The following is an 11,244-nucleotide window of genomic DNA, read 5'->3' as shown; positions in this document are numbered from 1 at the left end:
ACTGGGCAGACATCTCCAGCTCATGGGGGGCATGAACAACATGAAAAGGGCCCTGGAGATCTATACCCAGCTGCGTACCCGGGCAGCCGGTGGACAGGTGAATACCCCCTGTGATGACAAGGATATCGAGTTAACACTGGGCAGACTACTCCAGATCATGGGGGGCATGGACAACATGAAAATAGCCCTGGATATCTATACCCAGCTACGCACCCAGGCAGCCGGTGGACAGGTGAGCACCCCCTGTGATGACAAAGAGATCGAGTTAACATGGGCAGACATCTCCAGATCATGGGGGGCATGGACAACATGAAAGCGGCTCTGGACATCTTTACCCAACTACGCACCCGGGCAGCCGGGCAGCCGAATACCCCTTGTGATGATAAGGAGATTGAACTGGCTCTTGGCAGACATCTTCAGATCATGGGAGGTGATGATAACCTGATAGCGGCACTGGACATTTTTACCCAGCTGCGCACCCGGATGGCCAAAGGACAAATGGACACCCCCTGTGATGACAAGGATATCGAGTTAACACTGGGAAGACATCTTCAGCTTATGGGGGGCATGGACAACCTGAAAACGGCTCTGGGCATCTTCACCCATCTACGCACCCGGGCGGCCATGGGGCAGATAAACACCCCCTGCGGGGACAAAGATATCGAGTTAACGCTGGGTAGACATCTTCAGATCATGGGAGGCATGGACAATCTGAGAGCGGCTCTGGACATCTTTACCCGGCTGCGTACCCAGGCGGCCAGAGGGCAGCCGAACATCCCCTGTGATGACAAGGATATCGAACTGGCTCTGGGCAGACATCTTCAGAGCATGGGAGGTACAGACAACCTGAAAACAGCTCTGGACATCTTTACCCGGCTACGCACCCAAGCAGCCGGAGGACAGCCGGACACCCCCTGTGATGACAAGGACATCGAGTTAACACTGGGCAGACATCTCCAGCTCATGGGGGGGCCAGACAACCTGAGAGCGGCCCTGAACATATTCACCCGACTGCGCACCCGGGCGGCCGGTGGGAAACCGAATACCCGTTGTGATGATAAGGATATCGAACTGGCTCTGGGCATACTACACCAGACTATGGGGGGCAAAAATAACTTGGGAACGGCCCTGGACATTTATACCCAGCTGCGCACCCAGGCGACCGGAGGGCAGACGAATACTCCCTGTGATGACAAGGAGATCGAGTTAACACTAGGCAGACATCTTCAGACCATGGGAGGTATGGATAACCTGAAAGCGGGTCTGGATATTTTTACCCAGCTACGCACCCAGGCGGCCGGGGGAAAGGCAAACACCCCCTGCGAGGACAAGGAAATCGAACTGGCTCTGGGCAGACATCTCCAAATCATGGGGGGTGATGACAACCTGAAAGCGGCTCTGGACATCTTTACCCGACTGCGCACCCGGGCAGCCAAGGGACAAGTGAGCACGCCCTGCGATGACAAGGATATCGAGTTAACACTGGGTAGACATCTTCAGATAATAGGGGGTGAGGACAACCTGAAAACGGCCCTGGACATTTATACCCGGCTGCGTACCCAGGCGGCCGGGGGACTGGCGAACACTCCCTGTGATGACAAGGAGATCGAACTGTGTCTGGCAGCCATTTTCGTTGATACCGGATCGTGGGCGCAGTTTGATGAGCTGCAACTCGAAAAGCTTTTCTTTTCAGGATACGAAGCCTGTTTATGCTTTAGTATTCGTAACTTCCGGGAATTAACAGAAGTTGAGGATATACTGCCTGCACATTTAACGCTTTTGGGGAACGCGTTTAAGTGGGCTGTTCTTGCTGTGGAAAGTAGTGGAGGCACGAGTGCATCCTGTGTCAGTCAACTGGCTCATTGCTACCGCATGTTGTCAGCCTGGCCAAAACCCATGTTGAAAACCCTGGGTATCGAGGAGAAGCAGGAGCAAGAGTTCAAGCATAAATCGGACTTACTCTTTGAGCTGGCCAGTGACCTTGAACCCCATCGACGTGAACTGAAGAAAGATGACCTCTGGAGGAAAAAGGAACGACAGCTATTGGCTCGTATTTCTACCGTTTCCCACACTTATAGTGAACCTCCTCTCACTCTATCAACCGGCTCGGTATGAAAGAATACCTCAACCTCTTTACCCTGACAGTTATCGGAGTATGTAGCCCTTACCAATATGAGGGTAAACATTGAAAAGGCCACGCAATCCAAGGATTACGCGGCCTTATTTGGTCGGCGAGATAGGATTTGAACCTACGACCCCAGCAACCCGAATGCTGTGCGCTACCAGGCTGCGCCACTCGCCGAGACGGCACTGATACTACAAACCAGTGCCGCTTTTTTCAAGAAAGTCCCTGACTTGTGCAGCTTACTCGCCCCGTAAGTCCTTGCGGCACTCCTTGAGCGTATCGGCAATCAGAAACGCCATTTCCAAAGACTGGCTGGCATTCATACGTGGGTCGCAGTGTGTACGATAACGCTCTTTCAAGGTTTCTTCCGTCACCTTGTGAGCACCACCAATGCACTCGGTCACGTTCTGGCCAGTCATCTCAAAGTGCACGCCACCAGCGTAAGTACCTTCTGCACGGTGAACAGAGAAAAACTGGCGCACTTCACGGAGTACTGAACTCACGTCACGGGTCTTGTAATCACCAGCAGTGATGGTGTTACCGTGCATGGGGTCACAGCTCCACACCACCTTGCGGCCTTCACGCTCAACAGCCTTGATCAGAGCCGGCAGGCCAGCCTCAACCTTATCGGCTCCCATACGCACGATAATGGTCGCACGCCCTGGAATATTTTCAGGATTCACAATATCCAGCAGGCGAATCAGATCATCCGGCGGCAGGGTTGGCCCAGCTTTGATACCGACAGGGTTGTGAACACCACGCACGAATTCCACATGTGCACCGTCGGGCTGGCGGGTACGATCCCCAATCCAGAGCATATGGGCGGAACAGTCGTACCAGTCATTGGTGAGACTGTCTTTGCGGGTCAGCGCCTGCTCGTAAGGCAACAGCAGTGCCTCGTGAGAGGTATAGAAGCTGGTTTCACGGATCGCTGCGCTGTTCTCTGCAGTCATGCCACACGCCTTCATAAAGGCGAGGGTTTCATCAATACGTGCTGCCATCTTCTGGAAATGTCTGGCCTCTGGGGTGGCATTCACAAAATCCAGGTTCCAGGCATGAATCTGCTCAAGGGAAGCCAACCCACCCTGGGCAAACGCACGCAGCAGATTCAGGGTAGAAGCCGCCTGATGATACACCGCCATCATTCGCTCAGGGTCAGGAATGCGAGCGGCTTCAGTGAATTCATTACTATTAACGATATCACCGCGATAAGTAGGCAGTTCGATACCATCGCGGGTTTCAGTAGGATTGGAACGCGGTTTGGCAAACTGGCCAGCCAGGCGTCCCACCTTTACAACCGGGCAACTGGCACCAAACGTGAGCACCACTGCCATCTGCATTAACACCTTAAAAGTATCCCGAATATTCACCGCGCTAAACTCTGCAAAACTCTCTGCACAGTCTCCGCCCTGCAGCAAAAAGGCTTTCCCTTCGGCTACGCTGGCCAGCTGGTCGGTGAGAGCACGTACTTCACCAGCAAATACCAGTGGTGGCTGTTTGCTCAGACTCTCTTCTACCTGTCGCAGCTTAGCGGCATCAGGGTACTCAGGCATTTGCAGAGCTGTATGATTTTTCCAGCTCTCAGGCGTCCACAGGGACATCGGCTCACACTCCCACTAATCTGTATTCATTTACGCTTAACGCGTTACGCTACCTTACCACCAGATAACAGTCAGTAAAGCCACCCTATACAAACTCCTAACAACTTCACTCAAAATACCTATCAATATAAGTATTTTCCTTGTGGATTTCCTAAGTGGAGCATACTATTCGCACAATTATTTTTACGCAAAGCTCTTAACTATAGGTTTCGCACCATGACCCACACCTTCCCCCTCAATGGAAAGAAAGGTATGACCGGTATGATTATGATGATCATTCGCCGGGGGTTGGTTGCACTCTAGGAAAAGCAAAAACCAAAAAAGCCCCCGCACCGAAAGGTTCGGGGGCTTTTTTACACGGCAGGAGAAAGGCCAGTGAATCGCTACAGACTAAAACTTATTGCATCCAATACACCCGGATGCCTCGAACGGGTTTTGAACAACAGCCGCAGCGGCGGCTTTGATGTGGACACCTTTACAGCATCCCTGTGCCCACGACGGAATCAATATGATATTGATCTGCATGTATCCGGCGGGAACAGTCAAAATACCCTGATTATGGCACTACTGCAGGAGAGTGATGTACGTTCACTCACCCCCTGCCGCAAATCGCTGGAGAAAAGAGAGCGAACGCCATCAATGTAAAGATGGCTTCATACCATCAATAGCTTCCGGGAACATCATGCGTTCATCATCGCTCTGGAACAGGTATTGAAGCTGCTGACATTCTTGCAGCAATTGCTTCACAGTCTCCAGGTTAACGGCAAAGAATTCGTTAAACTGGGCCACTGTCATACCCTGACTGGACAGGATTGCAGAAGATGCTACCAACATAGGGCCTGCATCATCTGGCGTATTTAAAAAAAGCTTTAAGGTGGGATAGCCTATATTCAGACGCATCAAATCGGCAGATAGCGGCAGGATCGCTGCGTTGCGAATATCCAGTTCAGTAGTGAACATGATGCCCCAAGGCTCAACAAACAGGCGGCTGTCGAGTATTCCATCCATACTCTGTAGCGCAGACAAATGCAGGCCGCTGCACTGATCACAGATATAAGATTCATACCCGGTATCAGCCAGCCACTTCTCAAGAAGTGCAACATCCGGAACCAGCAAGTCGTGCATAATAGGAATTCTCAGGGGAAAATAGCAAAAGCAGAACTGTACTGGAAACCGGTATTAATAGCGATAGTGTTCCGTTCGTGTTTACCGCCCTTTTGCGATAGGGCGTGATGGGTCAGTTACCCACTCACTCCAGGAGCCTGCGTATAATCGTGGCGCAGGTAAACCTGCAAGCGTCATGGCCAGAATATTCTGACAGGCCGACACACCTGAACCGCAGTAACACACGACATCCCTTCCTTCATAAACCCCATACAAGCGTTGCAGTTGGGTCGATGAAAGAAACAAACCGTTATCATCAACATTTTTAGAGCAAGGCTGACAGTGTGCTCCGGGAATATGTCCGCCTACCGAATCAAGTGGTTCCACCTCACCGGCAAAACGCTCAAGGGCACGGGCATCCAGCAACGTACCTCCCTTTTCCACAAACGGTAGAACCCCACCGGCCTGAACCAATACACCGTCATTCACCGATGGAGTGAAGCTTGAAGCCTCGACAACAGGAACATCCGTCACCAGTTCAAAGCCACCCTGCTCCCACGCACGTACACCACCATGGAGAATAAAAACATTCGTCAGCCCAAACCACTGGCTCAACATCCACCACATGCGCGGTGCGATAAATTGATCGCCAGCATCATACAGCACAACACGGCAGCCCTCTGTTATCCCCCAACTCTGCACCCGGGCAATAAAAGCTTCCGGCGTGGGCAAAGGATGGCGACTGGTCTTGTCGGGAATCACATCACTGGAAAGATCATGGCTAAGGCTTATGTATTGGGCACCAGCAATATGCCCCTGATCATAAGCACGCTGACCAGCCTCGCCATCTTGCAAACTGTAGCGAACATCGAAAACCACCAGTTTCTCATCCGTCTCACCCAACCATTGAGCAAGCGTGGCTGCATCAATTAACACATCCATAAAGTCGAAACTCCAAAAAGAAAATCGCACGAAACGCAAAAGCAAGCGCCGCAGGCCAGGGACGGCACATCGGCGCGGCAATGACCTAGCGTCCAGAGGCAGGCTGCTGAACCACCTGATCATCAATAATCACTTTACCCGTCAGCGCCTGACCAACCTCTCCTGAGGAAGCAGAATCGTGAATAATAATACGGGTCATATCTCCAGCCATTTCATCGGAATCCGTCAATGCTTTGCCTTCGTCGTCATTGTATTCCTGATACGCCGGAGCCACAGGCTCTTCATAGGCAGGCGCTTTAAGAGCCTGCACCCGCTCATCATCTGAGCCAGAAAACAGCCAAAAACCAGCGGCAACCAGAAGCAACACACCACCCACAATACCAACGGCCAGTTGTGTTTCTCTATTCATAAGTTATTCCCCCCAAAGAGATCTATGGTGGGCAGTGTAAGGCCAGTACCACAACAGCAGCAAGGAAATTAGAAGGAAGGAAAAGAGAGGGAAAACATGCCAGAGCCGACACTGCAGCTCTGACATATTGGAAAAATCAACGGGTGCGAACAACCCGACTGTTGCGGCCATTGCTGAGGACCTTCACCCGATCGCCAACCTGCAGGCTGTTGCCTTGTTCCAGCTGCTGAACAACAGAGACATAATTACCGTTGTCCAAACGAATCGTCAGGTTAAAACCATTGGATTCTGTCACCTTACGTTCCGTATAGTTGCCCAGTACGCCACCTGCTACAGCACCAGCTATGGTTGCAAGACTCTTGCCTTTGCCGCCACCAATAGTAGAGCCGGCAATACCACCAGTCGCAGCACCGGCAACAGCACCAAGTCCAGACTGAGTACCGTCCAGCTTTACAGTTTCCATTTCAACAATTTCACCAAACTGAACCGTTTGCAGACTACGGGCTTCACCACGATCGTAATTACTACCAGTCAAATCTGTCATACAGCCCGTAAGAAAAAGAGAGAAAGTGGCCACGCTGACTAAAGAGAGGAGGCGCTTCAGCCCCAAGGGTAACAATTTCATGGTGTGAGAACCTCCATATCGAGAAACCTGCGTCCTACCTTGGACGCTCTCCCTCAGTGTAGGTTCAATTTCCCGTGAAACCTCTGCCACCTTTGTTTACTTGACTGTAAAAGATTGCGGAAAAAACTCACTCTTCAAAACAAGATGACATTATTTTCACAGAGGGTCACCGTACAATCCCACCTAACCAAGGTGTCAGAGCCTAGCTCTAGTGGGAAGCAACAATGAATACAGAGGAATCTACCCATGGATGACCGACTGAGTAAGAGAGAGATTGCTCTCCTCACCCTCTCAATGCTAACGCTTACTGCCTCGGGATGGATATTGTTTATCAATATCTAGGGGACCCGGCAGAGTTTTAAGCATAAAAAACCGAAGCAAACTCCTCGGTTTTTTATGTCTCTGGCAAGGACAGATCAGTCCGCCCAAACCCGCGCATTGCGGAACATCCGCATCCACGGTGCATCATCCTGCCACTCATCGGGATGCCAGGAGTTTTGAACCGTACGGAAGACCCGCTCAGGGTGAGGCATCATAATAGTGACACGGCCATCCCTGCTGGTCAGACCAGTGATCCCATCAACAGAGCCATTGGGGTTAAACGGATAACGCTCAGTAGTGCGACCATGGTTATCCACATAGCGCAGCGCCACCTGCCCAGCAGCTGTGAGAGCCGCCGGATCAGAATCATGGGCAAACTCTGCCAGACCTTCACCATGTGCTACAGCAATCGGCATACGCGCCTTTTCCATGCCCTGCAGGAAGATGGACGCACTCTTCTGCACCTCCACCATCGCCACACGGGCCTCAAACTGTTCAGAGCGGTTGCGCACAAAGCGCGGCCAGTGTTCGGTGCCCGGAATCAGCTCATGGATGGTAGATAGCATCTGACAGCCGTTGCACACACCCAGGGCAAAGGTATCACGACGATCAAAGAAGCCTGCAAAGCCTTCACGGACACGATCGTGGAACAGGATGGACTTGGCCCAGCCACCGCCAGCGCCGAGAACGTCGCCATAAGAGAAGCCACCACAGGCCACCAGCCCCCGAAAGTCCCCAAGCTCACGGTTGCCGCTGATCAGGTCACTCATGTGCACATCAACGGCTTCGAAGCCGGCACGGTCAAAGGCAGCCGCCATTTCCACATGGCCGTTTACGCCCTGCTCACGGAGAATCGCAATTCTGGGGCGAACACCGGTGGCAATGAAAGGCGCAGCAATATCCTTCTCAGGATTCCAGGAAATAGACGCATGCAGGCCGGGGTCTTTGTCATCCAGCAGGTTATCAAATTCATGCTGGGCGCACTCAGCGTTATCCCGCAGTTTCTGAATCTGGTAGCTGGTTTCCGACCACATACGCTGGTAGCGGATACGATTGCCTTTCAGAACTGGCTTACCCTTGAAGGTAAAGCTCACCTTCTGGCCGACCGCAAGCTCACCGATGGTGTGCACACAGCCAGACAGGCCAAAGCTGGCCAGACAGTCCTTCACCGTGCCCTTATCCTGCTTGCGCACCTGAATCACAGCACCCAGCTCTTCGTTGAACAGAGCTGCGGCCAGCTCACCTTTGTTGCCAGCCAGCTTGTCCAGTGCCACACGGATGCCCGTATGACCGGCAAAGGCCATTTCCATCAGCGTGGTGAACAGGCCTCCATCGGAGCGGTCGTGGTAAGCCAGAATCTTCTCTTCGCTCAGCAGATGCTGCACACCCTGGAAGAAGGCTTTCATATCCTGAGGCTCATCCAGATCCGCAGGTTCAGCACCCAATTCACGGTAAACCTGTGCCACTGCAGAGCCACCCAGGCGGTTCTTGCCACGGCCAAGGTCGATCAGCAGTAAATCTGTGTCCCCCTTATCAGTACGAAGCTGGGGAGTGACACCCAGTCGTACATCCGCAACAGGAGCAAAGGCAGAAATCACCAGAGACAGAGGCGCAGTCACCGCCTTATCTTCTCCACCATCTTTCCAGGTGGTGCGCATGGACATGGAGTCCTTACCCACAGGAATGGTGATACCCAACTCTGGGCACAGCTCCATACCCACCGCTTTTACGGTGTCGTACAGGCGCTCATCTTCACCGGGGTGACCCGCAGCTGCCATCCAGTTTGCAGACAGGCGTACTTCAGAAAGCTTGTTGATGCGGGCAGAGGCGATATTGGTCAGAGCCTCACCCACCGCCATACGGCCTGAGGCTGGCGCATCCAGCAGAGCAACCGGTGTGCGCTCCCCCATAGACATGGCTTCACCGGTGGTGGCATTGAAACCACTGGTGGTCACTGCGCAATCCGCCACAGGCACCTGCCAGGGGCCGACCATCTGATCGCGATTCACCTGACCGGTAATGGTGCGGTCGCCAATGGTGATCAGGAAGCTCTTGCTAGCCACAGCAGGCAGCTTTAGAACACGTTCAGCGGCCTCATCCAGATTGATGGAGGACACTTCAAACGGCTCAATTTCAAAACTCTTGCGTTCGACAGAGCGGTGCATACGGGGTGGTTTACCCAGCAGTACGTCCAGAGGCATATCCACAGGCTGGTTATCGAAATGCTCGTCATTCACCAGCAGATGGGATTCTTCGGTGGCTTCACCCACAACGGCGTAAGGACAGCGCTCACGGGCACAGATCGCCTCGAAGGTTGCCAGATCCTGTGGGGCAACCGCCAGAACGTAACGTTCCTGAGATTCGTTACACCACAACGCCAGCGGGCTCATGCCGGGTTCGTCATTCAGTACCTTGCGCAGTTCAAACTGACCACCACGGCCACCATCACTGATCAGCTCAGGCAGAGCATTGGACAGGCCTCCAGCACCCACATCGTGGATAAACAGCATGGGGTTCTTCTCCCCCAGCTGCCAGCACTGGTCGATAACTTCCTGACAGCGGCGCTCCATCTCCGGGTTTTCTCGCTGAACGGAAGCAAAATCCAGATCCTCCTGACCGGTACTGGAGGCCATAGAGGAGGCTGCACCACCACCCAGACCAATCTGCATGGCCGGGCCACCCAGAACAATCAGCTTGGAGCCAGCAGGATATTCACCCTTCTCGATATGCTGCTCACGGATATTACCCAGACCACCGGCAATCATGATGGGCTTGTGGTAACCGCGCATTTCGCGGCCTGCAGGGCCGTTGGACTCCTCCTCAAAAGTACGGAAGTAACCGCACAAAGCCGGACGGCCAAATTCGTTGTTAAAACTGGCACCACCCAGAGGGCCTTCGATCATAATATCGAGGGCGGATACGATCCGGTCAGGCTTGCCGTATCCGTGTTCCCAGGGCTGCTGAAAGCCGGGGATGTTCAGGTTGGATACGGAGAAGCCGGTCAGGCCAGCCTTGGGCTTGCCGCCACGGCCGGTCGCACCTTCGTCCCGAATTTCACCACCGGAACCTGTAGACGCACCAGGCCATGGGGCGATAGCAGTGGGATGGTTATGGGTTTCCACCTTCATGAGGATGTGAATATCCTCTTCGGTGTAACCGTAGCTGCGGCTCTCAGGGTTGGGGAAGAAGCGTCCGCTCTTCCAACCCTTGATCACGGAAGCATTGTCCTTATAAGCGGACAGGACGCCTTCGGAGTTCATCTGGTAGGTATTGCGGATCATGGCGAACAGGGATTTCTCCTGCGCTTCACCATCAATATCCCACGAGGCATTGAATATCTTGTGACGGCAGTGCTCGGAGTTGGCCTGGGCGAACATCATCAGCTCTACATCGCTGGGGTCACGCTCCAGCTTGCGGAAGTTCTCCAGCAGGTAATCAATCTCATCATCTGCCAGTGCCAGGCCAAGACTCTGGTTGGCCTCTTCCAGCGCTGTACGACCTTCCGCTAAAACGGCAACACGGGCCAGTGGTACTGGTTCGGCTTCGGTAAACAGGGCTTTGGCATCTTCGGGGGAGGAGAGAACGACCTCGGTCATGCGGTCGTGGAGGAAAGCTTCGATTTTAATCACATCATCCGGGGTGAGTGGCGATGTTGAATCGATTATGTAAGCGATGCCCCGTTCGAGGCGGTGAATTGCAGACAGCCCGCAATTATGGGCTATATCTGTAGCTTTACTGGACCATGGTGAAATCGTGCCAGGGCGGGGAGTGACCAGAAACAGCTGCCCGGTTGCTTCCTGACGTACCCGGCGAGGGCCGTACTCCAGAAGCCTGTCCAGCACTCTCTGGTGCTTTTCGGTCCAGTTGTTTTCAGGGGTTTCCTTATCAGGGTCAGAAGACTCTTGGCGATCAGAAAAATGCAGAAACTCTGCATAAACACTACGAATGGCCGGCACTTGCTGTTTCAGGGTGTTCAACAGCTTGGCAGCACGGAACGGGGAGAGTGCGGGGCTGCCGCGTAAAATCTCCATCAGAGTCATGATCCTTGAAAGTCAGGTCAGTTTAGCGAGCAGCGCGTATAATACAGGGTTCACACTGACCTCACCAGCATCAAAGC

The 11,244-nt window shown here is 53.2% G+C and carries 9 protein-coding genes and 1 tRNA gene; 3 read left to right on the top strand and 7 right to left on the bottom strand.

Annotated features, from left to right (window positions below; all coding sequences use genetic code 11):
• Nucleotides 1-313: hypothetical protein (locus E1189_RS15045; RefSeq protein ID WP_196221456.1), on the top strand; the 313-nt coding region annotated here is incomplete at its 5' end.
• A complete protein-coding gene (locus E1189_RS15040) occupies nt 271-2,115 on the top strand; it encodes a hypothetical protein (protein ID WP_155161148.1) in 1,845 nt (614 codons plus the stop codon). The genes E1189_RS15045 and E1189_RS15040, both read left to right, overlap by 43 nt.
• Nucleotides 2,116-2,225: 110 nt before the next feature.
• On the opposite strand, the gene E1189_RS15035 is transcribed toward E1189_RS15040, so the two are convergent.
• Together E1189_RS15035 and E1189_RS15030 are read right to left on the bottom strand one after the other, a co-directional pair.
• Nucleotides 2,226-2,302 (bottom strand) — tRNA-Pro (locus E1189_RS15035).
• Nucleotides 2,303-2,364: 62 nt separating this feature from the next.
• Nucleotides 2,365-3,726 (bottom strand): class II 3-deoxy-7-phosphoheptulonate synthase, encoded by a 1,362-nt coding sequence (locus E1189_RS15030; RefSeq protein WP_155161147.1) that lies wholly within the window; start codon nt 3,724-3,726, stop codon nt 2,365-2,367.
• A 375-nt stretch (nt 3,727-4,101) separates the two neighbouring features.
• Between E1189_RS15030 and E1189_RS15025 the strand changes: the two genes are divergently transcribed.
• Nucleotides 4,102-4,371: an ACT domain-containing protein gene (locus E1189_RS15025; RefSeq protein WP_155161146.1), complete on the top strand. Its 270-nt coding sequence runs from the start codon at nt 4,102-4,104 to the stop codon at nt 4,369-4,371.
• Here the strand turns inward: E1189_RS15025 and E1189_RS15020 are convergent.
• The 5 genes from E1189_RS15020 to purL all read right to left on the bottom strand — a co-directional run bounded on the left by E1189_RS15020 (nt 4,363) and on the right by purL (nt 11,158).
• Entirely contained in the window at nt 4,363-4,851 is a 489-nt protein-coding gene (locus tag E1189_RS15020) for a YbjN domain-containing protein (RefSeq protein ID WP_155161145.1), read from the bottom strand. The two genes, E1189_RS15025 and E1189_RS15020, sit on opposite strands and share 9 nt — an antisense overlap.
• Nucleotides 4,852-4,932: 81 nt before the next feature.
• A complete protein-coding gene (locus E1189_RS15015) occupies nt 4,933-5,772 on the bottom strand; it encodes a sulfurtransferase (RefSeq protein WP_155161144.1) in 840 nt (279 codons plus the stop codon).
• A gap of 85 nt (nt 5,773-5,857) precedes the next feature.
• Nucleotides 5,858-6,181, bottom strand: coding sequence for a hypothetical protein (locus E1189_RS15010; protein ID WP_155161143.1), 324 nt, complete (start codon nt 6,179-6,181; stop codon nt 5,858-5,860).
• A gap of 136 nt (nt 6,182-6,317) precedes the next feature.
• The gene (locus E1189_RS15005; RefSeq protein ID WP_230460421.1) at nt 6,318-6,806 is read right to left on the bottom strand and encodes an outer membrane lipoprotein; all 489 of its coding nucleotides are present in this window, start codon (nt 6,804-6,806) and stop codon (nt 6,318-6,320) included.
• Nucleotides 6,807-7,222: 416 nt separating this feature from the next.
• Nucleotides 7,223-11,158 carry a phosphoribosylformylglycinamidine synthase gene (gene purL, locus E1189_RS15000; protein WP_155161142.1) on the bottom strand — a complete coding sequence of 1,312 codons (3,936 nt, stop codon included), beginning with the start codon at nt 11,156-11,158 and terminating at the stop codon, nt 7,223-7,225.
• Nucleotides 11,159-11,244: the final 86 nt, after the last annotated feature.

The sequence above is a fragment of the Parendozoicomonas verongulae genome (genome assembly GCF_009711465.1).
GTDB lineage: Bacteria > Pseudomonadota > Gammaproteobacteria > Pseudomonadales > Endozoicomonadaceae > Sansalvadorimonas > Sansalvadorimonas verongulae.
The sequence above is the reverse complement of the archived record's forward strand: the minus strand, read 5'-3'. Positions and strand labels throughout refer to the sequence as shown.

Excerpts from the sequence above, each read along its gene's own strand:
- E1189_RS15015 (WP_155161144.1), bottom strand. The coding sequence starts at position 5,772 with ATGGATGTGTTAATTGATGCAGCCACGCTTGCTCAATGGTTGGGTGAG.
- E1189_RS15010 (WP_155161143.1), bottom strand. The coding sequence starts at position 6,181 with ATGAATAGAGAAACACAACTGGCCGTTGGTATTGTGGGTGGTGTGTTG.
- E1189_RS15020 (WP_155161145.1), bottom strand. The coding sequence starts at position 4,851 with ATGCACGACTTGCTGGTTCCGGATGTTGCACTTCTTGAGAAGTGGCTG.
- E1189_RS15005 (WP_230460421.1), bottom strand. The coding sequence starts at position 6,806 with ATGAAATTGTTACCCTTGGGGCTGAAGCGCCTCCTCTCTTTAGTCAGC.
- purL (WP_155161142.1), bottom strand. The coding sequence starts at position 11,158 with ATGGAGATTTTACGCGGCAGCCCCGCACTCTCCCCGTTCCGTGCTGCC.
- E1189_RS15040 (WP_155161148.1), top strand. The coding sequence starts at position 271 with ATGGGCAGACATCTCCAGATCATGGGGGGCATGGACAACATGAAAGCG.
- E1189_RS15030 (WP_155161147.1), bottom strand. The coding sequence starts at position 3,726 with ATGTCCCTGTGGACGCCTGAGAGCTGGAAAAATCATACAGCTCTGCAA.